The 25,333-nt window shown below is 61.0% G+C and carries 31 protein-coding genes and 1 riboswitch; of the genes, 18 read left to right on the forward strand and 13 right to left on the reverse strand.

The window, feature by feature from the left end:
• Position 1: 1 nt before the first annotated feature.
• Positions 2–1,324: an ATP-binding protein gene (locus CIW50_RS11890; protein WP_149531404.1), complete on the forward strand. Its 1,323-nt coding sequence runs from the start codon at positions 2–4 to the stop codon at positions 1,322–1,324.
• 3 nt (positions 1,325–1,327) lie between these two features.
• Here the strand turns inward: CIW50_RS11890 and CIW50_RS11895 are convergent, their stop codons facing one another.
• The gene (locus CIW50_RS11895) at positions 1,328–2,815 is read right to left on the reverse strand and encodes a hypothetical protein (protein WP_149531405.1); all 1,488 of its coding nucleotides are present in this window, start codon (positions 2,813–2,815) and stop codon (positions 1,328–1,330) included.
• A 218-nt stretch (positions 2,816–3,033) separates the two neighbouring features.
• On the opposite strand from CIW50_RS11895, the gene CIW50_RS11900 reads away from it, so the two are divergent.
• The 6 genes from CIW50_RS11900 (at position 3,034) to thiC (ending at position 8,314) form a co-directional block, all read left to right on the forward strand.
• Complete coding sequence (locus tag CIW50_RS11900; protein WP_149531406.1) at positions 3,034–3,540, forward strand: lytic transglycosylase domain-containing protein; 507 nt, start codon at positions 3,034–3,036, stop codon at positions 3,538–3,540.
• A 72-nt stretch (positions 3,541–3,612) separates the two neighbouring features.
• Positions 3,613–3,756, forward strand: a riboswitch (TPP riboswitch).
• Positions 3,745–4,782, forward strand: coding sequence for an FAD-dependent oxidoreductase (locus tag CIW50_RS11905; RefSeq protein WP_149531407.1), 1,038 nt, complete (start codon positions 3,745–3,747; stop codon positions 4,780–4,782). Its footprint overlaps the riboswitch before it by 12 nt.
• Positions 4,773–4,970, forward strand: a complete 198-nt coding sequence (gene thiS / locus CIW50_RS11910; protein ID WP_116660823.1) for a sulfur carrier protein ThiS — start codon at positions 4,773–4,775, stop codon at positions 4,968–4,970. Before CIW50_RS11905 ends, thiS begins: the two co-directional genes overlap by 10 nt.
• A gap of 6 nt (positions 4,971–4,976) precedes the next feature.
• Positions 4,977–5,759: a thiazole synthase gene (locus CIW50_RS11915; RefSeq protein ID WP_149531408.1), complete on the forward strand. Its 783-nt coding sequence runs from the start codon at positions 4,977–4,979 to the stop codon at positions 5,757–5,759.
• Positions 5,746–6,354, forward strand: coding sequence for a thiamine phosphate synthase (locus CIW50_RS11920; protein ID WP_149531409.1), 609 nt, complete (start codon positions 5,746–5,748; stop codon positions 6,352–6,354). Before CIW50_RS11915 ends, CIW50_RS11920 begins: the two co-directional genes overlap by 14 nt.
• A gap of 31 nt (positions 6,355–6,385) precedes the next feature.
• The gene (thiC, locus tag CIW50_RS11925; RefSeq protein ID WP_149531410.1) at positions 6,386–8,314 is read left to right on the forward strand and encodes a phosphomethylpyrimidine synthase ThiC; all 1,929 of its coding nucleotides are present in this window, start codon (positions 6,386–6,388) and stop codon (positions 8,312–8,314) included.
• A 112-nt stretch (positions 8,315–8,426) separates the two neighbouring features.
• Here the strand turns inward: thiC and CIW50_RS11930 are convergent, their stop codons facing one another.
• Together CIW50_RS11930 and CIW50_RS11935 are read right to left on the reverse strand one after the other, a co-directional pair.
• Positions 8,427–8,906: a hypothetical protein gene (locus CIW50_RS11930; protein WP_149531411.1), complete on the reverse strand. Its 480-nt coding sequence runs from the start codon at positions 8,904–8,906 to the stop codon at positions 8,427–8,429.
• Positions 8,872–9,582, reverse strand: a complete 711-nt coding sequence (locus CIW50_RS11935) for a hypothetical protein (protein WP_149531412.1) — start codon at positions 9,580–9,582, stop codon at positions 8,872–8,874. The genes CIW50_RS11930 and CIW50_RS11935 overlap by 35 nt, the downstream gene beginning before the upstream one ends.
• A gap of 296 nt (positions 9,583–9,878) precedes the next feature.
• Here CIW50_RS11935 and CIW50_RS11940 point away from each other — a divergent pair, with 296 nt between their 5' ends.
• Positions 9,879–10,160, forward strand: coding sequence for a helix-turn-helix domain-containing protein (locus tag CIW50_RS11940; RefSeq protein ID WP_149531413.1), 282 nt, complete (start codon positions 9,879–9,881; stop codon positions 10,158–10,160).
• Positions 10,161–10,174: 14 nt separating this feature from the next.
• On the opposite strand, the gene CIW50_RS11945 is transcribed toward CIW50_RS11940, so the two are convergent.
• Complete coding sequence (locus CIW50_RS11945; protein WP_149531414.1) at positions 10,175–10,525, reverse strand: hypothetical protein; 351 nt, start codon at positions 10,523–10,525, stop codon at positions 10,175–10,177.
• Between the two features lie 137 nt (positions 10,526–10,662).
• Between CIW50_RS11945 and CIW50_RS11950 the strand changes: the two genes are divergently transcribed.
• On the forward strand, positions 10,663–11,046 hold the full coding sequence (locus tag CIW50_RS11950) for a RidA family protein (RefSeq protein WP_149531415.1): 384 nt from the start codon (positions 10,663–10,665) through the stop codon (positions 11,044–11,046).
• A 15-nt stretch (positions 11,047–11,061) separates the two neighbouring features.
• On the opposite strand, the gene CIW50_RS11955 is transcribed toward CIW50_RS11950, so the two are convergent.
• Complete coding sequence (locus CIW50_RS11955; protein ID WP_149531416.1) at positions 11,062–11,271, reverse strand: hypothetical protein; 210 nt, start codon at positions 11,269–11,271, stop codon at positions 11,062–11,064.
• A 147-nt stretch (positions 11,272–11,418) separates the two neighbouring features.
• On the opposite strand from CIW50_RS11955, the gene CIW50_RS11960 reads away from it, so the two are divergent.
• Complete coding sequence (locus tag CIW50_RS11960; protein WP_149531417.1) at positions 11,419–12,012, forward strand: collagen-like domain-containing protein; 594 nt, start codon at positions 11,419–11,421, stop codon at positions 12,010–12,012.
• Positions 12,013–12,061: 49 nt separating this feature from the next.
• On the opposite strand, the gene CIW50_RS11965 is transcribed toward CIW50_RS11960, so the two are convergent.
• Entirely contained in the window at positions 12,062–13,138 is a 1,077-nt protein-coding gene (locus CIW50_RS11965; RefSeq protein ID WP_149531418.1) for an alpha/beta fold hydrolase, read from the reverse strand.
• 252 nt (positions 13,139–13,390) lie between these two features.
• Here CIW50_RS11965 and CIW50_RS11970 point away from each other — a divergent pair, with 252 nt between their 5' ends.
• The 4 genes from CIW50_RS11970 to CIW50_RS11985 all read left to right on the forward strand — a co-directional run bounded on the left by CIW50_RS11970 (position 13,391) and on the right by CIW50_RS11985 (position 15,617).
• Positions 13,391–13,735 carry a hypothetical protein gene (locus CIW50_RS11970; RefSeq protein ID WP_149531613.1) on the forward strand — a complete coding sequence of 115 codons (345 nt, stop codon included), beginning with the start codon at positions 13,391–13,393 and terminating at the stop codon, positions 13,733–13,735.
• 141 nt (positions 13,736–13,876) lie between these two features.
• Entirely contained in the window at positions 13,877–14,122 is a 246-nt protein-coding gene (locus tag CIW50_RS11975) for a DUF2188 domain-containing protein (RefSeq protein ID WP_116660835.1), read from the forward strand.
• 184 nt (positions 14,123–14,306) lie between these two features.
• Positions 14,307–14,912, forward strand: a complete 606-nt coding sequence (locus CIW50_RS11980) for an MSMEG_1061 family FMN-dependent PPOX-type flavoprotein (protein ID WP_149531419.1) — start codon at positions 14,307–14,309, stop codon at positions 14,910–14,912.
• 114 nt (positions 14,913–15,026) lie between these two features.
• Positions 15,027–15,617 (forward strand): hypothetical protein, encoded by a 591-nt coding sequence (locus tag CIW50_RS11985; protein ID WP_246664228.1) that lies wholly within the window; start codon positions 15,027–15,029, stop codon positions 15,615–15,617.
• 21 nt (positions 15,618–15,638) lie between these two features.
• On the opposite strand, the gene bfr is transcribed toward CIW50_RS11985, so the two are convergent.
• Together bfr and CIW50_RS11995 are read right to left on the reverse strand one after the other, a co-directional pair.
• Positions 15,639–16,124: a bacterioferritin gene (gene bfr, locus CIW50_RS11990; RefSeq protein ID WP_149531420.1), complete on the reverse strand. Its 486-nt coding sequence runs from the start codon at positions 16,122–16,124 to the stop codon at positions 15,639–15,641.
• Positions 16,125–16,273: 149 nt separating this feature from the next.
• Positions 16,274–16,561, reverse strand: coding sequence for a (2Fe-2S)-binding protein (locus CIW50_RS11995; RefSeq protein ID WP_149531421.1), 288 nt, complete (start codon positions 16,559–16,561; stop codon positions 16,274–16,276).
• A 367-nt stretch (positions 16,562–16,928) separates the two neighbouring features.
• Between CIW50_RS11995 and CIW50_RS12000 the strand changes: the two genes are divergently transcribed.
• On the forward strand, positions 16,929–17,255 hold the full coding sequence (locus tag CIW50_RS12000; protein WP_149531422.1) for a hypothetical protein: 327 nt from the start codon (positions 16,929–16,931) through the stop codon (positions 17,253–17,255).
• Between the two features lie 239 nt (positions 17,256–17,494).
• Positions 17,495–17,791: a hypothetical protein gene (locus CIW50_RS12005; protein ID WP_149531423.1), complete on the forward strand. Its 297-nt coding sequence runs from the start codon at positions 17,495–17,497 to the stop codon at positions 17,789–17,791.
• A gap of 96 nt (positions 17,792–17,887) precedes the next feature.
• Here the strand turns inward: CIW50_RS12005 and CIW50_RS12010 are convergent, their stop codons facing one another.
• The 4 genes from CIW50_RS12010 to ettA form a co-directional block, all read right to left on the reverse strand.
• On the reverse strand, positions 17,888–19,075 hold the full coding sequence (locus CIW50_RS12010) for a lytic murein transglycosylase (RefSeq protein ID WP_149531615.1): 1,188 nt from the start codon (positions 19,073–19,075) through the stop codon (positions 17,888–17,890).
• 62 nt (positions 19,076–19,137) lie between these two features.
• Entirely contained in the window at positions 19,138–19,764 is a 627-nt protein-coding gene (locus CIW50_RS12015; protein ID WP_149531424.1) for a TIGR00645 family protein, read from the reverse strand.
• A gap of 108 nt (positions 19,765–19,872) precedes the next feature.
• A complete protein-coding gene (tam, locus tag CIW50_RS12020; protein ID WP_149531425.1) occupies positions 19,873–20,643 on the reverse strand; it encodes a trans-aconitate 2-methyltransferase in 771 nt (256 codons plus the stop codon).
• A 13-nt stretch (positions 20,644–20,656) separates the two neighbouring features.
• On the reverse strand, positions 20,657–22,306 hold the full coding sequence (ettA, locus tag CIW50_RS12025; protein ID WP_149531426.1) for an energy-dependent translational throttle protein EttA: 1,650 nt from the start codon (positions 22,304–22,306) through the stop codon (positions 20,657–20,659).
• 231 nt (positions 22,307–22,537) lie between these two features.
• Here ettA and CIW50_RS12030 point away from each other — a divergent pair, with 231 nt between their 5' ends.
• The gene (locus CIW50_RS12030) at positions 22,538–22,744 is read left to right on the forward strand and encodes a hypothetical protein (protein WP_149531427.1); all 207 of its coding nucleotides are present in this window, start codon (positions 22,538–22,540) and stop codon (positions 22,742–22,744) included.
• A gap of 115 nt (positions 22,745–22,859) precedes the next feature.
• Positions 22,860–23,819, forward strand: coding sequence for a D-2-hydroxyacid dehydrogenase family protein (locus CIW50_RS12035; RefSeq protein ID WP_149531428.1), 960 nt, complete (start codon positions 22,860–22,862; stop codon positions 23,817–23,819).
• 81 nt (positions 23,820–23,900) lie between these two features.
• On the opposite strand, the gene CIW50_RS12040 is transcribed toward CIW50_RS12035, so the two are convergent.
• Positions 23,901–25,109: a L,D-transpeptidase gene (locus CIW50_RS12040; RefSeq protein WP_502707464.1), complete on the reverse strand. Its 1,209-nt coding sequence runs from the start codon at positions 25,107–25,109 to the stop codon at positions 23,901–23,903.
• Positions 25,110–25,333: the final 224 nt, after the last annotated feature.

A 25,333-nucleotide genomic window follows, 5' to 3' on the forward strand; every position in this document is an offset into this window, starting at 1 on the left:
GATGTTCAGCGTCCTCAATCTGCGTCGGATCAGCGGCCAGATCACCGCCCTGGTGGTGATGTCGATCGTGGCTATCCACATCGTCCTCTCGCTGCTGTTCACACTGATGCGGCCAGACCCGAATGATCAGCAGCGGGATCGTGGCCACGGTGAGTTGCTCGCGATCGTTCGCTTGCTGAAGGCCACACCGATCGCCGATCGCCCGGAACTGCTGGTCAATCTGAAAAACGCCTTTCCCAAGTTCGACATCCGGCCGGTCCCTCCGGGTGCAGCGGCCATCGCCGACAACGGCCCCGACTATCCGCGCCACAGCTTACGCCGGCTGCTTGGCTCCGACGCGCGACTGCTGACGATCGATGGCGCGCCGGACCGGATCGGGATCACCCTCCCGGACGGCGAAAGGTTCTCCTTCAATAGCCTGCCGGAGCGGCGACCAGGCTTCTTTCTGGGCGGTCCCTGGGTTCTGACGTTTCTGTTTGTCGTGATCAGCCTGACATTGCTGGGCCTGTGGGCAGCGCGCATGCTGGCGGCACCGCTTTCGGCCTTTGCGAAAGCGGCCGAAGAATTCAGCCTCAGCGGCTCGGCCGAACCTCTCCCCGAACGCGGCCCCGAAGAAATTCGATCGGTGGCACGCGCTCTGAACCGAATGCGGGAGCGTATCGGCACACTCATCGACGACCGCACCAAGATGCTGGCCGCGATCAGCCACGACCTGCGCACGCCGATCACCCGGCTGCGGCTGCGCTCGGAATTCATCGAGGACGACGGCCATCGCCGTCACATGCTGCGCGACCTCGACCAGATGCGATCGATGCTCGAAGCTGTGCTGTCGTTCCTGCGCAACGACCGCCGGTTGGAAGAGATGACGCTGACGGATATCGCCACAACCCTGCAGCTGATCGCCGACCAATTCGCCGACATCGGCCATATGGTGACCTATCAGGGTCCGTCCCATGCCATGGCGATGGCAAGGCCCGACGATCTGCATCGCGCGGTGACCAACCTGGTCGAGAACGCCGTGAAGTTCGGCTCCGAAGCGAATATCTCTCTGACAATGTCCGAGAGCGGCGCCATCATCGACGTCGCCGATGACGGTCCCGGCATTTCCGATGCACAGAAGAGCGCGATGCTGCAGCCTTTCGTGCGCGGCGACGACGCTCGCAACATGGATCATGAAGCTGCCGGCTTCGGCCTCGGCCTGTCGATTGCCCGCGCCGTAACGCTGGCCCATGGCGGCGAATTGACGCTGCTGGATCGTCAGCCGCGTGGCCTGATCGTCCGTATCACGCTGCCCGCACGCGATACGGACAGAGCCGCAGCGTAGCGCTCAGTTCGCCTTCACCGCAGGCGCGACGCTGTGGACCGCCCCCGGCTTGCGCAGATGAACCGTGGCGATGTCATCGCTATAGACCTTCTCCCAGCCATCGACACGATCGAGCAGCTTGGTCGCCGCGCTCTGGGTTCGCAGCAAAGTCGCTTCGATGTCGTAATCCTTCAGCAGCCGGAACAGATTGTCAGGCTCCATCAGGCCGCTGGCATTGTTGTGCTCGACCATCAGCTTGGTCCCAAACAATTCGGTACGGCCATCAATGAAGGTCTGCACACCACGCGCGATCAGGTAGCCGCCGAAGTCGTAGTCGTTGAACACGCGGCTGAGGTTAAGCTTCTGGAGTTCAGTCACCGCCTTTGCGGGCGCAGCCTCCTCACGCGGCACGTAGCGCTGCACAGAGGCCAGTGCGAATGTCCCGGCGATCAGGCAGATCACGATGCCGGCCAACAACAGGTTCCGAGACGGCGAAGCATGATCGGCTTCCGGCATCCAAGGTCCGCCAATCTGCCGGCCGAGCGGCGCTGCCAGCACCAGCGGCGCCAGCAGCGCCAGCACTTCGGCGTTGCGCACATGGCTGAGAGCCATGAACACGAAGCCAGTCACGAGCACAATGCGCATCGGCGGCAGTGTGATGCCGCGCCATAGCGCCAGTGCGAACGCGACCAACACAGTCAGTTCCAGCGGCCCGGCATGATTGAAATTCGCAGGCCGCCATTCGCCGATCAGTGCCAGCGCTTCACCGAGATTGAGAATGCGACGTGACGCCAGCAGCGCGTCCCAGCCATAAGGCGTCACGCAACTCGCCACGAGCGCGGCCATGCCGAACAGCGCCCAGCGCAGCAGCAGCGCGCGCTGCATCGTCTTCGGTGCATGCCAGATCGCATCGATCCCGATCGGGCCGATCAGCGCCAATCCGAGAATGAAGCCGCCGTGCAGATTGGCCCATAGCGCCATCAGCGGCAGCAGCCAGAACGATGGCACGCTCTTGCGATCCATCGCATTCACGAGGCCGGCGACCCATGCCACCATGACCGGCATCGCCAGCAGATGCGGCCGCGCAACAACATGCCCTGCCATCAGCGCCAGGGCGGTCGCGACGAAAATGATCGTCGCCGCGGCGGGTAGACGCTCATCGAGAAAGCGCGCCAGCAGCGCCATTGTCACGGCCAGGGCAGCGACAGCAAGAACCACCACGCCGGTCCAGCCAGCGCCAGCATAGGCGACCGCGTAGAGAACTTGAGCCAGCCACTGTGTGGAAATCCATGGCTGGCCATACATCGTGAACGAATAGATATCCGTCGTCGGCACCGCGTGATGATCGAGGATCCACTGCCCGACTGCGATTTGCCAATACGCGTCCGGATCTCTCAGGAGGGCGTTGCCTGCCGCGAGCCACAGCGTATAGACCGCAATCCCCGCCCAGAGCGGGAGTAGCCCGTGCATCGTCTTGCGGGTCTCAGAGGAATGGGTGGCGGACATCGTCATGCGCGGCATGCCCCTGGAAAGTCGCAAGAAAAGCGCTGGAATACCGCAGCAAACCACGACAGGGCATAATTTGGGGTAAATACCGGGCGGAACTCGCGAATCTGGCCTACAGAAAGACGCAATTCGAGCCCTAATCCCGGATAATTGAATCAGATGGTTTAGGCCGTCTGAAAGGCTGCCTCCGCTACTGGCGGAGAGCGAAGTTTTCGAGACCATTCATGAAACGTATTTCTCTGTCCTTGGCGACGATTCTGGCTGTTGCCGCTCTTCCGCAACTGGCATCCGCGCAGCAGCGTGCCGACTACGACGCCATGGTTGCCACCCATGCCCAGGCCAATGGCGTGCCCGAGGCGCTGGTGCACCGTGTGATCGTGCGCGAAAGCAAGTATCACCCCAATCTGATCGGCCGCGGCGGCACCATCGGCCTGATGCAGATCAAGCTCGCGACCGCGCGCGGCGTTGGCTATACCGGCACCGCCGAAGGCCTCCGCGATCCCAACACCAATCTCACTTACGCGGTGAAATATCTCGCCGGCGCCTACCGCGCCGCGAACGGCAATCACAACCGCGCGGTGTCCTACTATGCCGGCGGCTACTACTATGCCGCCAAGCGCCAGCGCCGTGAAGTTTCCGCGCCGCCGCATCAGCCACTCTTCGCCAAGGACGCCGAGCGCCTGCAGCTGCAGAACACGGCCAATGCCAACGCCCAGGCTCCGAAGCCGTAATTGTACGTGATCGGGTGGAATCCCAAGGGATTCCTGGGCGCGTTGACACGCCCATCCATAGGTTTACATTAGATTCGTTCCGAGGGGGGCTCCGACGAGGAGCTGAGATACCGCAAGCTTGCACTTTTCCTGTTCCGGAAGAGATGCGCGAGACCGCGGTGACCCTTTGAACCTGATCCGGGTCATGCCGGCGAAGGGACAGGGATGTTTCAGACGATGCAATCTCCGCGCGGGGACTCTCTCGTGGCGGGTCAATCGATATCAGTCATTGGCGCTGGCATTGCCGGCGCCTGGCAGGCGTTGATGCTGGCCAAAGCCGGCCACGCTGTGACTCTGCATGAGCGCAGCGACGAGGGTATGCGCGACGCCACCAGCCATTGGGCCGGCGGCATGCTGGCGCCTTGGTGCGAAGCCGAGGTCTCCGAGCCCGTTGTCTCCCGCCTCGGCTTGCGCGCACTCGACCTGTGGCGCACCGAGCTTCCCGATACACCGTTCAACGGATCGCTGGTCGTGGCGCATGCGCGCGACCGGGCCGATTTCGAGCGTTTCGCGAAAATGACCTCCGGCCATACGCGGCTCGATGCGGCTGGCGTCGCCGAGATCGAGCCCTCGCTCGAAGGCCGGTTTCGCGATGGGCTGTTCTATCCCGGCGAAGGCCATGTGGAGCCGCGCCGCGTGCTCCCGCAATTGCACGCCCGGATTACCACCGCCGGCGGCATCATCAAATATAACAGTGAGCAGCAGCCGAAAGATCTCGACGGTCTCGTGATCGATTGCCGCGGGCTTGCGGCGCGTGTTGATGCCAGCATGCCGAAGCTGCGCGGCGTCAAAGGCGAGATCATCATCGTCGAGACCGACGAGGTGCAGCTCTCGCGTCCCGTCCGCCTGATGCATCCGCGATGGCCGCTTTACGTGATCCCGCGCGCCGACAACCGCTTCATGCTCGGCGCGACCTCCATCGAAGGCGAGGACACCGGCGTCAGCGTGCGCTCCGCACTCGAACTGCTCGGCGCTGCCTATGCCGTGCATCCGGCCTTTGCCGAAGCGCGCATTCTCGAATTCGGCTCGGGCCTGCGTCCGGCCTTTCCCGACAACCTGCCGCGCATCGCGATCGACAAGAACACGATTGCGGTGAACGGCCTCTATCGCCACGGCTTCCTGCTCGCGCCCGCGCTGGCGGAGCTGACGCTGGCCTATGTGCAGCGTGGCGAGATCGACAATGAGGTGATGCAATGCAAGTGACCGTCAATGGCGAGCACCGCGAGATCCAGGCGTCGCATGTCGGCGCGCTGCTTCAGGAACTGGACTACGAAGGCACGCATTGCGCCATTGCGCTGAATTTCGACGTGGTGCCGCGCAGCGCATGGGCGCAAACGCCGCTTAAGGCTGGCGATGAAATCGAGATCATCACGCCACGGCAGGGAGGCTGATTCCTGATGGTGAGTTTCTACGGCAAGGAATTCAAATCGCGGTTGCTGATCGGATCGGCGCTCTATCCCTCGCCCGCGATCATGCAGGACGCGATCCGCGCTTCCGGTGCCGGCATCGTGACTGTCTCGCTGCGGCGCGAATCCGCTGGCGGCAAGACGGGCGATGCGTTCTGGTCATTGATCCGCGAACTCGACGTCACCGTGCTGCCAAACACAGCCGGTTGCCGCAGCGTCCGTGAAGCCGTGACAACGGCGAAGCTCGCACGCGAACTGTTCGGCACGTCCTGGATCAAACTCGAAGTGATCGCCGACAACGACACGCTGCAGCCCGATGTGGTCGGGCTCGTCGAAGCCGCCGATATCCTGATCAAGGACGGTTTCGAGGTGTTCCCCTATTGCACCGAGGACCTCAGCGTCGCGATGCGTCTCGTCGATGCCGGCTGCAAGGTGGTGATGCCCTGGGCCGCGCCTATCGGCAGCGCGCGCGGCATCATCAATGCCGATGCGCTGAAGCTGCTACGCGACCGCCTGCCCGATATCACGCTGGTGGTCGATGCCGGCTTAGGGGCTCCATCGCATGCGGCCGAAGCACTAGAGCTTGGCTACGACGCCGTGCTGCTCAATACCGCAGTTGCCAAGGCCGCCGATCCTGTGGCCATGGCCAACGCGTTTCGCCTCGCCATCGATGCCGGCCGTATCGGTCATGAGGCCGGGCTGATGGGCGCGCGCGATTTCGCTTCTCCTTCCACTCCAGTCATCGGGACCCCGTTCTGGCATGCCGTATCCTGACCGCTTTTATCCCGTCGTCGACACCGTGGCCTGGGTGAAGCGCCTGACGACCCTCGGCGTCGGCACCGTGCAGCTCCGCGCCAAGGATCTCGACGACGACGCTGCGACGACGCTGTTTCGCGAAGCGCTGGCCTTCACCAACGGCACCAAGACCAAGCTGGTGGTGAATGACTACTGGCGCGTCGCCATCGACCTCAAGGCGCAGCATCTGCATCTCGGCCAGGAAGATCTCGCCGAGGCCGATGTCGCTGCGATCAAGAGGGCGGGCATCACGCTCGGCCTCTCAACCCATGACGAGGAAGAACTCGAAACCGCATTGCGCGCGAAGCCGGATTACGTCGCGCTCGGGCCGATCTTCTTCACGACGCTGAAGTCCATGCGCTTCGCGCCGCAGGGCATTCCGAAAATCGCGGCGTGGAAGAAGCGCATCGGCACGCTGCCACTGGTGGCGATCGGCGGCATCAAGTTCGAACAGTCCGCAGAGATCTTTGCCGCCGGCGCAGATTCCATCGCCGTCGTCAGCGACGTCACCCAACACGCCGATCCCGACGCACGCGTCCATCAATGGCTTGGCGCTAGCGCCCGAGCAGCCTGACATTTCAAGAACGACAACGGAGGATTAGTCCATGAACATCCGCTCCAATCCCGACACCACCCTGCCCGCCGTCACCACCGGCAACCTGCCCTCGTCGCGCAAGATCTATGCGATCCCGGAGAGCGCGCCGGACCTGCGCGTGCCGCTGCGCGAGATCATTCTCTCCGAGGGCGCCGGCGAGCCGAACCTGCCGGTCTATGACACGTCGGGCCCCTACACCGATCCGGACGTGCTGATCGACGTCAATAACGGTCTGTCGCGCGCGCGCATCGAATGGGTCAAGGAGCGCGGCGGTGTCGAGGAATACCAGGGTCGCGAAATCAAGCCGGAAGACAACGGCAATGTCGGTGCGGCCCATGCGGCGAAATCGTTCAAGGCATATCACAAGCCGCTACGTGGCACCGGCGATGCGATGATCACGCAATATGAATTCGCCCGTGCCGGCATCATCACCAAGGAAATGATCTACGTCGCCGAGCGCGAAAACCTCGGTCGCAAGGTACAACTCGAACGCGCCGAGGCCGCGCGCGCCGACGGTGAGAGCTTCGGCGCCGAAGTGCCGCTGTTCGTCACACCGGAATTCGTGCGTTCGGAAATCGCCAGGGGCCGCGCGATCATCCCGTGCAACATCAACCACGCCGAGCTGGAGCCGATGATCATCGGCCGCAACTTCCTCACCAAGATCAATGCCAATATCGGCAACTCCGCCGTGACGTCATCGGTGGAAGAAGAAGTCGACAAGATGGTGTGGGCGATCCGCTGGGGCGCGGACACGGTGATGGATCTCTCGACGGGTCGCAACATTCACACCACGCGTGAATGGATCATGCGCAACGCGCCGATTCCAATCGGCACGGTTCCGATCTACCAGGCGTTGGAAAAGTGCGACGGCGATCCGGTCAAGCTGACCTGGGAGCTCTATAAGGACACGCTGATCGAACAGTGCGAACAAGGTGTCGACTACTTCACCATCCATGCCGGCGTACGTCTCGCCTATATCCACCTCACCGCGAACCGCGTCACCGGCATCGTGTCGCGCGGCGGCTCGATCATGGCCAAGTGGTGCCTCGCGCATCACAAGGAGAGCTTCCTCTATACGCACTTCGAGGAAATCTGCGACATCATGCGCAAGTATGATGTCTCGTTCTCGCTCGGCGACGGGTTGCGTCCCGGCTCGATTGCGGATGCCAACGATCGCGCGCAGTTCGCCGAACTCGAAACACTCGGTGAACTCACCAAGGTGGCATGGGCAAAGGGTTGCCAGGTGATGATCGAAGGCCCCGGCCACGTGCCGTTGCACAAGATCAAGATCAACATGGACAAGCAGCTCAAGGAATGCGGCGAAGCGCCGTTCTATACTCTCGGGCCTCTGACCACCGACATCGCGCCGGGCTACGACCACATCACCTCGGGCATCGGCGCAGCCATGATTGGCTGGTTCGGCTGTTCGATGCTTTGCTACGTGACGCCGAAAGAGCATCTCGGCCTGCCCAACCGCGACGACGTCAAAGTCGGCGTCATTACCTACAAGATCGCGGCGCATGCCTCGGATCTCGCCAAGGGCCACCCGGCCGCGCAGCTGCGCGACGATGCATTGTCACGCGCCCGCTTCGACTTCCGCTGGCAGGACCAGTTCAATCTCGGCCTCGATCCGGAAACCGCGGTGGCCTATCACGACGAGACGCTGCCGAAGGACGCGCACAAGGTCGCCCATTTCTGCTCGATGTGCGGGCCAAAATTCTGCTCGATGAAGATCACGCAGGATGTCCGCGACTATGCGGCGACGCTCGGCGACAACGAGAAGGCCGCACTAAACCTCGGCGGCGCGTCGTCTATGGGCATGTCGATGAGTGGCGTGATCGAGGACGGCATGTCGCAGATGAGCCAGAAGTTCAAGGACATGGGCGAGCAGGTCTATGTCCAGGCCGAGGCAGTGAAGGCGAGTAACAAGGCGCTGTAAATTCAGTTACTTGGTGCTCTGATTGAACCAAACCATTGATCAAAGACCGGGCGAACTGCCCGGCCTTTTGAATTGATAGCAAGGGTAAAAGCTCGTCCATCAACTATTGGCATCATCGCCGTCGCTTCATTTTCTGCACGACATCCCTTGCTACTGCGCGGATGGCGGCTTCAAGCACCGGCTTGCTTTGCTTTATATCATTGGCGATTTCAATCGCGCGTTGCGACGAAATTAAAGCGCCTTCCTGGCAGTCGAAGATGATACCGCCGACCGCTTCGGCATAAGCCGCAGCAGCAACATAAGCGGAGAAAGCGACGTCAAAATCACCGCCCCAACGAAAGGCGAGTGCATATTTCCATCGTTGATCGAAATCGACTTTTGAGTAAGTGCGAAAGATATCTCCCAAGTCCCAATGACTACATTCGAAATGGGAAACCGTCTGACCCAGCCGCACAGGTAACGCCCCATGCAACTTTGCGAATGGAACCGTGGTTGCCAGTTGTACAGCGCATCCCATCGTATCGATAGACCGCTGCCAATCTTGGATAGAAGTTAAGCTACGCTCGGAGAGAACATACATCTCCATCGACATCAGCCTCTCTCCCGACTTGAGTGGGGTGAAGCAGAACCAGACGGATGGTGCCGCCACTTACTGCCCTCTTCGATTTTCTCGAAATGCCGCGCACAATGTTCAATTCGAATACAGGCGTGTTCGGAGATGACCGCGTCATCTCGCGCAACTCGTTCGCCCTGCTCGCGGACATCTCCCCAGTTCCCGTTTTGACATCGTAGATCGCTATTATGTCGCCTTGAATATTACGAAGCGTGAGGTCTGTTCTGATCGTATCTGCCATACCGTAACGCGGATCGAGAGCATCAAGACTGAAGCTTCGCTCGATATCGCCGACACCCGGCAAATCGAGCTGACTCACGGCAACGCCGAAAGCTGCATGAACCGCGATTCCATATTGAGAGGCGCTCATGGAAGGCAAATATTCCAGACCCTCCATGACTGAGACCAACGTGTCGCTCAAAATTTCTGAGGTCTGATCTATACTTGGAATTCCCGTGAGGAATCCATCAGAAGTCTCGACCGTGACGCCTCCCTCACTGGTCCACCTCCCCCGCTCGTCTCGGTCCTGATCATCCCTGTACCCAGCTTTGATAGTCAAGCGGAGTAACCTTCTGAAAATCAACTCCCTTTTGATATCACTGAGCTCGTCCGCCACGAAGAATAGGCAACGTTTAAAATCCAGCAGAGTGTCCATTGCATCCTCCTCTCTCGTCCCACTCCAACTTACAGACTTTAAACCTAGGTGAAAAGTCTTATATTTGGCAAAGCCGGAGAACTTGACCGAGGGGGCGAAGCGACGTCCGGAGCCTATCGACCGCCGAACCTCCATCTTGTTGCTCACGCGGGTACAATCTCAGCGGATGGAACCGCCCGTCACCGCATTAACCTTTCGTTAACCAATCTTGCCCACCCTGCCGCAGCGGCTGAGGGGCTGTTCATTCTCGATGTTTATGCTTCACGCATGAAGCAGGCGTTGATCGGGAGATGCCGATGCCACACCAGATCCTTCACGATTGCCTTGATGATACGCGCGACCATTCCGTGCCGGAATCCGGCGTTCTCGTGCCTGCCTCCGATCCCAGCGAAGTCGTGCCGATGCTGATCGGCGCCACCGTTCAGGAGGTAGAGCGCGAGCTGATGCTCCAGACCCTCGCGCGCTGCGACGGCAACCGCACCCATGCCGCCCGCGTGCTCGGCGTTTCAGTCCGCACCATGCGCAACAAGATCAAGCAATATTCGGCCGATGGCGCGGATGTGCCGTCGCACGTCTAGCCTAGCGCATAGCGCTACTGCACGATGGCGCTGGGATCCAGCACCCATGTGGAACCCTGCAGCCGGCCTTCGGTCTGCATCTCCACCTCGACCAGATGCGTCGTCGGCTCAAAGCCGCGAATTCTGACGGTGAGCGGCTTTGTGAACTGCCATGCCTCGCGCGCCTGCAGCAGGCCGTCCTGATACGACGTCAAAGTTTTTGCATCGCCGGCGCTCCGCAAGGCCTGCCAATGTGCCAGTTTGGCTCGGTCCTCGAACCAGATCGAATCCGGCTTCACCTGCATGAGCGCGCTGCGGCGTATCTCGCCCGCATGGGCAGAACTGATGTGCGTCAGCAAGGCTAGCAGTACCAGATGGTGCCTCATGCGTGCTGGCCCTTCACCGATGAAACAGTAAGTCGGTCCACGCTTCATTCCGGTTCGACAGCGCGGCAATGTTTGCAAGTGCTCCAAGGTCCACGGGTGCTACACTGAGCCTTCACTTCTCAAACGGAGGCTCCGCCATGCCCATCCAGCACTTCCCTGCCCCCGCCGGTATCAAAACGCCGCCACTGTCCTATGCGGCGCGGGTCGGCGATCTCCTGTTCGTCTCCGGCATTCCCGGCTTCGACGCCAATGGCCAATTGCCGGAACAATTCGAGGCGCAGTTCGGATTTGTGGTGCGCACGATCAAGCGGGTGCTGAAGGACGCCGGCACCGACATCTCGCACCTCGTCAAGGTCAACGTGCTGCTGACGCGCGCATCGGATGTCGCACCGATGAATGCGCTTTATGCCGAAGCGTTCGGGCCACCGCCCTATCCGGCGCGCACGACCTGCGTGGTTCAGGCGCTGCCCAATCCGGCCATGCTGATCGAGATCGAATGCGTGGCCTCGTTCGGCGCATAACGGTGGCCAAAGAGTTCAGCGTGTCTCCTCGCTGCGCGACGGCACCCGTCCGCGCGGCAGATGCCAGCGCATCAGGCGATACCCGGCATAGCCGACGACGACGCCGGCGAAAGCCGTGATCAGCACATTCACCGTGTTGAACAGCCCGCTGAACCAGATCATGCCGATGGTCCAGACCACGGCAAAGAACAGCGAGGCGAGTTTCAACCGCGTGGACGGATGCATCGCGCGTCTCCATGATGTCTCCCGGTTGGACGCAGCTTTACAGCACCCGGTTCGAAGCGCCGTAACATGGATCACATCCAGCGAATTGAAGCCGTCATCCATCCCCTGTTACAAGCGGCCGGACAGAATCAATACGGAGTGTGAGGCGTGGCAAAAGAGACGATCAGCCAGACCGGGTTGCGCGGCCCCCGCGGCGAACCGGGGCTTCCGGGACCGCAGGGCCATCCCGGACGTCCGGGGCCAGAAGGCGCGCAGGGCAAGCCAGGCGTAGCCGGCAAGGCCGGCGCCAATGGCAAACCGGGGCCGCAGGGCAAGGCTGGCGTGAACGGCAAGGCCGGCCCGGACGGAAAGGCTGGCGTCAATGGCAAGCCCGGTCCGATCGGTCCCCAGGGCAAGGGCGGACCGCAGGGACCACGGGGCGAACAGGGCCTTCAGGGCAAGCCTGGCGCGCAGGGCGAAGCGGGCCCGCGCGGCGAGCAGGGACCTCCCGGCACACTGCCGACGCTCGAGCAGATCATGCCGTGGCTGCACATGGTGTTCGACGCCTGGGAAGATCATCGCCAGATGCGCACCCGCGAGGCGCAGGAGCGCGAAGAGGCCCTGCTGCGCGAACAGCAACAGGAAGTCGTCGAGCGCGTCGCCGCGATGATCGAGGCCGACGATGCAACCGATGGGCCGGCCGACGAAGACGGCGGCGAGAAGAAAAAGAAGAAACGCAAACACAAGAACAAAGACGATTAATCCATCGCCTGAGAGGCGGCCCGGACTTGGCCAGTGCCGCCTCCCCCGCCTACATGGTTCGCTGCGGTGCGGTCTGCAGTAACTCCTGCAATTGCTGTTTGTAGAGTTTTGCACCGCCCGTGGTGAGATGACCACGAGTCTCGGTGCTTGCCGGGATCAGCAGCAGTTTTGCATTTTTGATCCGTTTTAGCGCAGCATCCATCAGCCCGGTCTCGGGCGGATTGCGCTCGTCATCGGCTGCGTTGACGGCCAACACAACAGCCGCGATCTTTTCCAGACCTGCCGATGGATTGTAGTCGCGTGACGATTCCCACTGATAGATGAAGTCATTCGCATCGGCGACAAACGGCGTTTTGAGCCGATCATCGACATTCTTGTCGGCAGCGGCACCGGTCGGCGCCAGCATCTGATAGGCCAGCGTGCCACCGGCCGTGGCGATGCCATACATCACGCTGGCATATTTGATCATGCCTGGCTGCGATGTGTAGTTACCGTCCTTGTAGTCGGGATCGGCACGCACGGTCTCGATCATCATACGCCGCATCATCCAGTTGCGCGCGCTCATCTCGGTCGGCTGCGATGCCATCGGCACGAGCGCGTCCATCACATCGGGATATTTTGTGCCCCAGATCCAGGCATGCATGCCGCCCATGGAGTTTCCGATCACCATCCGCACATGCCTGATGCCAAGCCCCTCGATCAACAGCCGATGCTGCGCATCGACCATGTCGTCGTAATTGTATTTCGGAAACGCGGTCTTCATGCCGTCGGACGGCTTCGATGATTTTCCGTGACCGAGCGCGTCGGGAATGATGATGTAGTATTTCGTGGCATCGAGGGGCTGGCCTGCACCGAACAACTCGCCGGCGAAAACCGGCGTCAGCATGCTCTGGGCTGAACCGCCGGTGCCGTGAAGCACCAGCACCGGCTGGCCCGTTGGCTCCCCAATTGTCGTATAGTGGAGCTTCAACTCGGGCATCACATGACCGGTGTGAAACTTGAAATCCTTTGCGATCCAGTCGCTCTGTTTCGGCGCGGGATAGTCCGCAGCGAAAGCTGCAGTGCTGGTGCAGACGAAGGTCGTGATCAACGCAGCACAGAGCGTGCTGACGGTGCGGCTCGGCATGATGGTCCTCCCGGCACGGCCATTGATCGGACCGCTTGACGCGATGCTAGCACGGCCGTCGCGCAAGCCAATAGATCGCGGGCCACAGGGTCCCGCACTGCAGCGATCCCCAACTCGTCAAGCCGGGCATAATTTTTGGGCAGGCGTCGTCGCCATTGCTCGGGCTTAATCATCGCACGAATCCGAGTCGTCTCGCGCGGCACGTGGCGTCCGCGCGTGAGGCAACACCGATGTGAGGTTCGCATGCGGGGAATGATTCAAATAGCGCTACTGGCGGCGTTCACGATGATCGCTGCGTCAGCACATGCGATCGATCGCGGCCAGTTCAACGATGTTCCCGATGATATCCGCACCTGGTTCAAAAGCGTCATTAGCCCCAATGGCGTGCCGTGTTGCGATATGTCCGATGGACATCGCACCGAATATGACGTGCGCAATGGCGCCTATTGGGTGCCGATAGAAGGCGTATGGACAGAGGTGCCGACCCGCGCCGTGATCCGCGATCGTGGCAACCCGGTCGGCGAAGCCGTGGTGTGGTATGTGCGCCACCGCGGCGAAATCATCATCAGTTGTTTCGTTCCCGCTGATGCGGTGTGATAGCGATCACGAAACGGTGCCAGGGTGTGGCCTTGCAATCCACAGGCAATCGGGCGCTACTTGAGGCGATTCCAACGCGTTGCGCGTTAGATCGCGCTGACAGCGGCACCGCGGGAACTGCAGGATAGAAGAGAGACCACCATGACGGAAGTGACCTATGTGATCGTCGAGCATGATGGCGGCTGGGCCTATAAAGTGGGACCCGTCTTCTCCGAGCCGTATGCGACGCACGCACTCGCCACAGCGGCCGCCAAGCGCGCGGCGGCCGAGCAGAGGGTGCCCGGACGGACCGAGGTGATTTCCTACGAGGACGAGAGGGGCCAGTGGCACCAGGAGACGGCGTCAGGCAGCGATCGTCCGCAAACACGCATCGTGGACAAGCCCTGATCGCAATTGAACTCGAACCGCCCCTCAAAGAATGATGATGGCACGGCAGCGGCCAGGCGATCATGAGATGCCAGCGTCCATGTGGTGACGCCATGCCGGATGCGGCGCCACCTGCGCGACCGTTCTATTCTGCACTGCGTTACCATGGTAGTTTGAGCGATCAGATCGCATTGGGAGAGCAGACGTGACCGACGTCGCAGCGGAAGAACTCCGCACCATTTATCCAACTCCACATCCACGCGTGATCGCTAAGGCGCGGCCGACGCTCGACGTGCATTCGAGCAAGTTCATCTCGCTGTCGCCGTTCTGCGTGCTGGCCTCGTCGGGCCCTGACGGCACCGTCGACGCGTCACCGCGCGGCGGCGGCATCGGCTTCGTGCGGATCGTCTCTCCCACCGAGCTGCAGATGCCGGATCGTCCCGGCAATAACCGCATCGATACGTTCCAGAATCTGATGGCGGGCAGCGGCCATGTGCAGCTGATCTTCTTCGTGCCCGGTATCGACGACACCTTGCGTGTTAGCGGCGTCGCCAAATTGGTGAAGGACCCCGAACTGATGGCGACGATGGAAGAGTTCGGCAAACTTCCGCGCGCGGTGCTGAGCATCACCGTGACCGAATCCTACTTCCATTGCGGCAAGGCACTGATGCGTTCGAAGCTGTGGTCGCCCGAGGCACAGGTGAAGCGCTCGGTGATGCCGAGCATCTCCGAAATGGTCCACGATCAGACCAAGCTCGGTGAGCCGATGACGCAGGACCAGATCGACGTCGCTTATCGTCAGCAATTATAATGCTTCGGCCATCGCGTGATTGAAGGGGCCAAGGCCCCCGGGCCGCCTCGCACACAACCATTGTTGAATTTATCTCCTTAAGGTTGTATATCGACAACGCTTGGGGAGAGCGTTGTGCGTAGCGTTGCGTTGATCCAGTTGATGACGGTCGCGGGCCTCATCCTTGGCGGCTGCGTGCGTGATCCATTCGTCACGGAAAGAGGCGAAACGCGCTCGGGCGAATGGTGGATCCCCCATCAGATCGACCGCGTCACCGACGCCGCATTGCCCAGCGCCTATGTCTTCGCCGAAGCCTCCAACAGCAATGTGGATTTCCCGCGGGTGTCGTCAATGCAGCTGACCTGCATGAATGGCGCGCCGCTGATCCGCTTTGCCTTTGATTTCAAGATCGGCAGCAACCGCAACACCATCCTGGGTTATCGCTTCGATGGAAAGCCAGGGCACGATAACGTCGGCTCGCGGATCGTGCGGGGAAACCAGATCATCGTCATTGAAGACCGGGCCGAGATCGCAAGTTTCGTCCGCGAGCTTGCTGGCGCGACGACGCTCTATGTGCGGATCAGGTCGATCAACGGCGGCCGAACGGCAGTAGAATATCCGCTGGATGGATCAGCTGCGGCGATCCGGGCGGCATTCGCCAAATGCGATGTGCCGCAACCGCCCCTGCCGGAACAGGGGCGGACGACGTTACTCGGCGTCTATTGATGCCGCCGTAGAAGTTCGGGCTTAGAACTCGCTCTCAAGGCCACCCATATGCTTCTGGGTGTAGAGATCGATGCCGATCCGCTCGATCAGATCGAGCTGGGTTTCGAGGAAGTCGATGTGACCCTCCTCGTCCTTCATCAGCTGCTCGAACAGGTCGCGCGAAACGTAATCCTTGACGCCGTGGCAATAGGTGGCGGCCTCCTCATAGAGCGTGCGGGCGCCGATTTCGGCGGCCAGATCGCACTCGATGATTTCCTTGACCGTCTGGCCGATGCGCAACGGATCGAGCACCTGCATGTTCGGAAAGCCGTCGAGGAACAGGATGCGGTCGGTAAAACGATCCGCGTGGTTCATTTCTTCGATCGACTCCTTGCGCCACATCTTGGCCATGTCGATCAGACCCCAGTGGTTCAGAAGCCGGAAATGCAGCCAGTATTGGCTGATCGCAGTCAGTTCGCTGCGCAGGCCCTTGTTGAGGAATTCAATGACCTTGGGATCGCCCTTCATGATGTTCTCCTGGGTACAGAACCTGCGCGAAACAGGCCCTCATCTAATTTAGAATCTTTCTAAATCAGAATATGTGCCAGAACAACCCCTCTTTAGCCAATTCGGCGAGGAGCGCGGGAAATCATGTAAGAATTTGATTTGATGGGCGTTTATGCTGCCGCATCGACGGCGGCAAAAGCAGCCAGCTCGATATGCGCGTGGGTTTCCACGTGAGAATGCCCATGCGCCGCCGTATGCGGGCAGCCGGAACAGCAGGACTTGGCGCACGCACCCAGCGCTTCGTCCATGATCTTCTTGATCGTCCGTACGCACCGGCCGCACTGAGCACTGCAACCGAGACACCCATAGACCTGCCCCGGCGTGCGCGGCGGGCACTCTCCAGCAACGGCATTACGGATATCGTGGTCAGAAAAGACGTTGCAGGAACAAACAATCATGAGATGAAGGCGAGCTCGCAGGTCAGGACCACTCTTGGATATGTAAGAGGGCCGCCCGATGCAAAAGGAAAACGCCGACTTTGAAGCTATTCCAAACTACTGATCGCACGAAAGAAATTGGAATGAATCTAAATAGTCCCGACCCACAGTGATCTAAAGGGGGCGGCCAGATTGGCGCCCTACCCCGCAACCGGCAGACTGCACAACAGCTTCGATAGGGTTGAGAGCGCACATCGAGAATAGCTTTCAATATCAAGATGTAACCCGAATGGCGCGGTCCCGTTCATTGATCATTCAAGTGAAGTATGAAACTTTTCGCGTCAGGTAGCGCGATTTGTGAGCGAAGCCGATTGAGAAGGGGAATGCCATGAAGAAAACTCTGATGGCCATTGCCGCGGTTGTCACCCTAGCCGTGTCCGCCATGGCTCCGACGTCGGCAAGCGCGCAGCACTGGCGTGGACACGGCGACGGTGGCGCGGTGGCTGCAGGTCTGATTGGCGGCGCTCTGCTTGGCGGCGCGATCGCTGCCGGTTCAGGATACTATGGTCCCGGCTATTACGGTCCCGGCTACGGCTATTACGGCCGTCCTGCCTATGTGGCCGGCCCAGGTTACTACGGCAACTGTTTCTGGCAGCGTCAACGCTTCTGGGACGGCTATGGCTGGCGCATCCGCCGTGTCCGTGTTTGCGGCTAAGATCGCGTAGTCTCCGAGATCGCTATGATCTCCTGTCACGCACCGGAAAGCTACGACATTTCCAGTGCGTGATGCTTGCAATGGCCCGAAAAAACCGCTTTTTCGGATCACTGACTGGCTAACGTTTACATCGAATTGACGGTTGGGCGCTTTTCTAAGTGAGACCGCCGATTCGAATCGCAGCGTGAGTAGACCTTTAACCGCGCGTCGCTTGCGGCGCCCTTCTGGAGAGACTTGAGATGAAGAAGACGATTTCCGCCTTGCTCGCCGCCGCGACGGTTGCCGGTTCGCTGGTCGCTGTTGCGCCTGCCGCAAAGGCCGACGGAGGCCGTATCGCCGCCGGCGTTGCCGGTGGCCTGATCGGTGGCGCTCTCCTCGGTGGCGCCATTGCTGCCAGCCGCCCGGCTCCGGCCTACGGCTACGGCTACGCCCCCGCTCCGGTGTATGTCGAACCGGCTTGCCGCGTTGTCCGTCAGCGCGTGTGGGACGAATATCGTGGCATCTGGCGTTCGCGCCCGGTCGAGGTCTGTGATTGATCTGACCTGACGACAGCGCATTCGCGCGCACGATCCAAATTCAAAACCCGGCCGTTTACGCGGCCGGGTTTTTCGTTCCAGGTTCAAAAGTGCTGACTATCTCGCGTTCATCGCGCGCAACACCGTTTCGCTGGGCCAGCAATCGACCTTGAGGCCCGCTGACTTCTGATAGGAGCCGAGCGCGGCGCGCGTCTTCATGCCGGCCTTGCCGTCCATCTTGTCGGCATAGAGACCAAGCCTCGTCAGGTGCCGCTGCATGGCCTCGACATCGGTACTGCGCAACTGGTTCGATGCTGACCACGGCGTCGCAAAGGGCTGCGCGTTGGCCATCCGGTCGCTGAGATGGCCGACGAACAGAACGTAGAGATCGGAGAAATTATATTCCTTGATGACGAAATAGTTCTTCGTCGTCAGGAAGGCCGGCCCATAGATGCCCTCCGGCTGCAGCAGCGATGCCGGCTGCGCCTGCTCCGCCGCGCTGAGCTTCTCGCCACGGACCGGAATGAAGCCCGCGCGAATCCAGTCACCGATCGGCTTTGTCACTTCAGGCACACCCATGCTGCAGTCGGCATTGGCGGGCGCACGCACCTCATAGGCCCAGCGCAGACCGCGCTGCCAACCCTTGTTGGCGAGCTGCTGCGCTGCGGATGCCAGCGCATCCGGCACCGACTTCCAGATATCGACACGGCCATCGCCGTCGAAATCGACGCCGTGCTTGCCGAGCTCTGACGGCAGGAACTGCGTGAGCCCGGTCGCGCCGCCCCAAGACACGCGCAGATCCTTGCGCGTGACGTCGCCATTTTCGATCAGCTTCAGCGCTGCAATGAACTCACCGCGATACTGGTCCTTGCGCCGGCCGACATAAGCCTGCGTCGCCAGCACGCGAATGCCATCATAGGGCAGCGCATAACGACCGTAATCGGTCTCGCGTCCCCAGATCGCCAGGATGATCGTGCCAGGCACGCCAAAGCGTTGCTCGATGGCGGTGAGTGTCGCGCGGTGCTTCTGCAGCAGCCGCTGCCCCTCGCCGGCCAGCCGGATGATGCTGGCTTCCTTCACATAGTCGGCAGGCACCTGCACGAATTCGGCCTGCGACGGCGCACCGGTGGCGGGACGGCCGGGCAGAATGAGATCCGGAAGCTTGTAGTCCGGCTCCAGCCCGCGCGTGACCTCATCAAAGGTCTTGCGCGAGACGCCAGCCTGTTGGGTTTCCGGCCAGAGCGAGGCAATGAAGGTGGTGAAGCCGGCGTCGGGCCCAGCGAGGGACGAAACCGGTACAATCATCAGGCACAGGACGACGACGATTGAAATCGATCGCAGTGTCGTCCCCGTGCCCAGTTTCACCGTCAATGCGCGTGGCCTCCGTGGCCGTACTTGCCGTGACCGTTCTCTGGCGGATGCGGAGCAACGCCGTTCGAGAGCTTGTCGACATAAGCAATGCCGACAGCCGAGAGAATGAACACGATGTGGATGATGGTCTGCCACATCACGCCGGTCTCGGTGTAGTTCGTCGTGCGTGCGCTGGTGCTGCCGAGATTGCCGGCCTCGATGAAGGTGCGCAGCAGATGGATCGAGGAGATGCCGATGATCGCCATCGCCAGCTTGATCTTCAACACACTCGCATTGACGTGGCTGAGCCATTCCGGCTCATCCGGATGACCGTTCAGATTGAGCCGCGACACAAAGGTCTCATAACCGCCGACGATCACCATCACCAGCAGGTTGGAGATCATCACCACGTCGATCAGGCCCAGTACGACCAGCATAATCTGCTGCTCGCTGAAATCGAACGAGTGCGCGATGAGATGCCAGAGTTCTTTCAGGAACAGCACAACATAGACGCACTGCGCCACGATCAGGCCGATATAGAGCGGTAGCTGCAGCCACCGCGAGCCAAAGATCAGCGCCGGAATCGGTCGCATCGCCCCGCCTTTTCCTCGGGGTGGCAATGGCGTTTCGGGCGTCATGGACATGGGGAGGCTCGCTTTGGGTCGAATCGGAATGCGGTGAAAGCGCCGATCTTATAGCGGCGCGTTCGGGACGGGATGATGTCGTGCATGCGCGGCAACTGGCCGCATCAGCTATTTGACAGCGACGATGAATATCCGCGGAAACTTCAGCAGAACCTTGCCATCCGCCTGCGGCAGATAGCTAGCGGCGATACGGGCGGTGTATTCAGCGATGTAGGCCTTGCGCTCCGGCGGTTCCAGCGGATCAACGAACGGGCGCAAGCCGGTGCCCTTCACCCATTCCACGATCGCGGCGGCATCGGCCAACGCATGATTGTAGACGGTGTGCCAGATCTCGACGCGGGAACACAGCGGCTGCAGCGCATCGTAATAGGCCCCGGGTTTCGGCAAAGAGTCACGCAGCTCCACAGCCTTCGAGAGCTGCGCGCGCCACGGCTCGAGATAGGCAACTTCGCGCATCAGGATGTGCGAGGGCTCGTCGAGATTGTCCGGCATTTGCACAGCCAGCACGCCGCCTTCAGGCAATGCAGTAACCAGACGCTTCAGCTGCTTGATGTGATCCGGCACCCACTGAAACACGGCATTGGCAAACAAGACATCGGAGCCGGTCGGCGCCACCCAATGGGCAATATTGGCTTCGATGAACGTCTGCGCGGGCAGTCGTTCCCGCGCCTGCCGCAACATATCAGCCGACGTATCGACACCGATGACAGACGCGTCGGGCCATCGATTGACCAGAAGCTCCGTCGAGTTGCCGGGGCCGCAGCCGATGTCGACGACCTTGCGGGCATCGACGAGCGGAATCTGCGCGAGCAGATCCCGTGCCGGCCTGGTTCGCTCGTCCTCGAACTTCAGATACTGCTGCGCGCTCCAGTCGGCCATTTTGAAATTCCCCTCAGCGCGTCAGTTTTTTGTATTTCACGCGGTGCGGGATGATCGAGTCCTGCCCGAGACGACGCATCTTGTCCTTCTCGTAGTCCTGGAAGTTGCCTTCAAACCATTCGACGTGGCTGTCGCCTTCGAAAGCGAGCATATGGGTCGCGATACGGTCGAGGAACCAGCGGTCATGGCTGATGATCACTGCGCAACCGGCGAAGTCTTCCAACGCCTCTTCCAGGGCACGTAGCGTGTCGACATCGAGGTCGTTGGTCGGTTCGTCGAGCAGCAGGACGTTGGCGCCGGACTTCAGCATCTTGGCGAGATGCACGCGGTTGCGTTCACCGCCGGACAATGCGCCGACCTTCTTCTGCTGGTCGCCGCCCTTGAAATTGAACGACGAGCAGTAGCCGCGCGAATTAACTTCCTTCTTGCCGAGCAGGATCAGTTCGTTATTGCCCGAGATTTCCTCCCACACGGTCTTCTTGCCGTCGAGCGCATCGCGCGACTGATCGACATAACCGAGATGAACGGTTTCACCGACGGTGATCGTGCCGCTATCGGGCTTCTCCTGGCCGGTGATCATCTTGAAGAGCGTCGTCTTGCCCGCGCCGTTGGCGCCGATGACGCCGACGATACCGCCGGGCGGCAGCTTGAAGGTCAGATCGTCGATCAACACGCGATCACCATAGGCCTTGGTGAGACCTTCGAAGTCGACGACGTTGTCGCCGAGGCGCTCAGCCACCGGAATGGTGATCTGCGCACCCTGGGTCTGCTTCTCGCTGGCCTTCTTGAGCAGCTCGTCATAGCGCTGGTAGCGCGCCTTCGACTTGGCCTGACGTGCCTTGGGCGACGAGGCGATCCACTCCTGCTCGCGTTCCAGCGTCTTCTGATGGGCTGCGTCCTCCCGGCCTTCCTGCGCCAGACGCTTCTGCTTCTGCACCAGCCAGGACGAATAGTTGCCCTCATAGGGAATGCCGCGACCGCGATCGAGTTCGAGAATCCACGACGTTACGTTGTCGAGGAAGTAGCGGTCATGGGTCACGATCAGGATCGCGCCCGGATAGTTGCGCAGATGGCCTTCGAGCCACGACACGGATTCGGCGTCGAGATGGTTGGTCGGTTCGTCGAGCAGCAGCAGTTCGGGTGCATCGAGCAGCAGCTTGCAGAGTGCAACACGGCGGCGCTCGCCACCGGAGAGCTTGGTGACGTCGGCATCGTCAGGCGGACAACGCAGCGCGTCCATCGCCTGATCGACCTTGCTGTCGAGATCCCAGAGGCCTTGCGCCTCGATCTCGTCCTGCAGCTTGGTCATCTCGTCGGCGGTCTCTTCCGAGTAGTTCATCGCCAGCTCATTGTAGCGATCGAGGATCGCCTTCTGCTTGGCAACGCCGAGCATGACGTTCTCGCGGACATTCAACGACGCATCGAGCTGCGGTTCCTGTTCGAGATAGCCAACGCGCGCACCCTGCGCGACCCAGGCCTCGCCAGTGTATTCCTTGTCGAGCCCCGCCATGATCTTGAGTAGCGTCGACTTACCGGCGCCGTTGACACCGAGCACGCCGATCTTGGCGTCCGGGTAGAACGACAAATGGACGTTATCCAGCACCTTGCGGGTCGGATAGGCCTTGGTCAGACCCTGCATGAAGTAGACGAATTGGCGAGCCATCGTGATCCTTGAAAACCGTCGCGGGCGTGAAAAATGGGTTGTCGCTGATGTAGCGGCGTGGCCCCGAAAGGGCAACCGGGGGTCTTAAGGATTTGGTAACTCTGCACTTCTCCAATGCAGCCATTGTGACAATTAAAACCGCTTTTTAACGACTTCCGCCAAGAGTGCTGGCAGGGCGATCAATCATGCCCCTCGCGACTGAAGTCGCGGGCAGACAGGCGGAGCCTCGTCATGGCGATCATTACATCAGTCCCCTCTCCAGCCGGCGCCGAAACCCGCGCGGCGCGCCCAGGCCTACTCCACGAAATCCGGACGTTCTGGCAGCTATTCTTCGTCGCCGCCTTCGACCCTTACCGGCCCGAGCAGCATTACATGCGCGGCCCAGGCCCGGCCTGCCGCGCCAAGGACCCGTCCGCGCCGGTCCCGCCCTCACATTAAGCTGATCGCACTGCCGCCAGCGCTGCAGACGCTTGCGCATGCCCGCGAGGCGCGCAATGTGTTCGTCCCCTGACGGCCTCATCTGCCGTCATCACCACACTGGATGGACGATCCCATGACGCGGCTGCGCTGTGCAATTCTCGACGACTATCAGAACGTGGCCTTGAGACTCGGCGACTGGAGCGTGCTTGACGATCGCATCGAGGTCACGGTCTTCGACAAGCCATTCGCTTCGGCAGACGAGGCCGCCACGGCGCTGAAGGATTTCGAGATCATCTGCGCCATGCGCGAGCGGACGCCATTTCCGCGCGCGATGTTCGAGACTCTGCCGAAACTCAAGCTGCTGATCACGTCAGGCATGCGCAATGCAGCGATCGATTTCGAAGCCGCGAAGGCGCATGACGTCACCATTTGCGGTACAGCGATGGTGGGCAATCCGACGGCCGGCCTGACCATCGGACTGATGCTGGAGCTGACCCGCAAGATCGGCTTTGAAAACGCACGCATGAAGGCGGGCAAGCCCTGGCAGGTCACGATCGGCGAGGATATCGAGGGCAAGACGCTCGGGATCATTGGCCTCGGCAAGCTCGGCAGTCAGGTCGCCGGCATCGGTCGCGCGCTGGGCATGAAGACCATTGCCTGGAGCACCAATCTGACGCCCGAGGCCTGCGAAAAAGCCGGCGTGACCTACGCCACCAAGGAAGAATTGTTCGCCCAAGCCGACATCATTACAATCCACCTCGTGTTGAGTGATCGGTCGCGGGGGCTCGTTTCACGCGCGGATCTCGCGCAGATGAAGCACACCGCGTATCTCATCAACACGGCACGCGGCCCGATCGTGGACGAAACCGCATTGCTTGAGACCCTTCAGGCGGGAAAAATCGCCGGCGCCGGCATCGACACTTATTCCCACGAACCACTCCCGCTCGACAGCCCGTTGCGCAAGCTCGACAATGTCGTGATCACGCCGCATCTCGGCTACGTCACTGCCGAAAACTACAAGCGGATCTATGCGGAAATGATCGAGGGCATTGGCGGCTGGTTGAACAGCGCGCCCGTGCGCAAGCTCAACTGACACCAGCTTTCACAACACAAAGGAAAACGGGCGCCGCGTGATCCACACGGCGCCCGTTTTCTCGAAGCCAGTTGAGTTCGGTCAGCGAATGCTGACCGGAGCCGGCAGCGGCTGAACCGATGTCGGCTGGGTGCCGGGAAGTGGCCCGGGAGCGGCATTCGCACTCGGACCGGGAACCGGCTGAGCCGAAGCCGTGGTCGCCGGAGCCTTGCCCGGCATCACCACCACGCGCGTACCGACCTTGGTGCGCTCGAACAGATCCGAGACGTCGTCATTGAGCATGCCGAAGCAGCCCGACGACACGGACTTGCCGATGGTCGACGGCTGGTTGGTGCCGTGAATACGATAGACGGTCGAACCGAGATACATGGCCCGGGCACCGAGCGGATTACCCTCGCCGCCAGCCATGAAGCGCGGGAGATAGGGCTGACGCTCAATCATTTCGGTCGGCGGATGCCAATCCGGCCACTCGGCCTTGCGGGTGATTTTCTGGACGCCGTTCCAGGTGAAGCCGTCGCGGCCGACACGAACGCCATAGCGCATCGCGCGATTGTTGCCGAGCACATAGTACAAATAGTAGTTCGGCGTATCGACGACGATGGTGCCCGCGGGCTCCTTCGTCACGAAATTCACTTCCTGCCGACGAAATTGCGGCGGCAACTGCGCGGGGCCGGTTTCCGGCTGATCTTCCGCCGGCAGCGACGCCACCATCACCGAGCTGCCATTGGCACCCAGGCCCTGGCCCTGCTGAACGGAACCGGTCACCGGAGCGCCCATGCCTTCGGGCGGACGCATGGCGCCATCGCCGTTGCCACGGTTGGAATACACCACCGCAGGCGGCGCCATCGGGCGACCGTAACGTGGATCGTCGGGCGACATCACCGGGCCCTGCGGCATGGCGCGATCGGAATAGACCGGAGCTGCACCGGCCGGGCGACCATAGCGCGAGTCATCCGGCGACATCACGGGGCCCGGAGCCGACACGCCAGGTGCGGAGAGGCCGGTCATCGGGCGACCACCACGCGAGGGCGGCGTATCGTCTTCATCGAGCGAGTCGAAATCGGGCATCGCGTCCATGGCGCTGCGGGACTGCGACGCAGCCGGATATCCGCCCGGGGGATAATTGGGATCGGCAGGGATTGAATAGCCACTTGGCGAGCCAACAGGATAGCCCTGTGCGACTGCGAACGAATGAGCCGCAACGCTACTGAGAGCCACGGTCGCCACTGTCACCAGCAAACGCTTGGTCACCTGACGACGCTTGGTCGTCAAAACACGCCTGTTCATCATTGCCCTTGTATAAGCTCAAGCAGAAACCGGAACATGCTGTCAGATCGCGCAGGATCACGGCGCATTCAAGACAATTCCGGAAAAAAGCTTCCCATTTCGGTCATATTCGCGAGATCGCAGGCGGGCGTGGCTATCTTGCCTCACCCCCGTTGAAATCAAAGTGCAGGAACACGCCATTTGTTGTGCATCTCACTTTTTAACAAACGGTTCCTGAGACCGTGCGT

The sequence above is a fragment of the Tardiphaga sp. P9-11 genome (genome assembly GCF_008329525.1).
Taxonomy (GTDB): Bacteria; Pseudomonadota; Alphaproteobacteria; order Rhizobiales; family Xanthobacteraceae; genus Tardiphaga.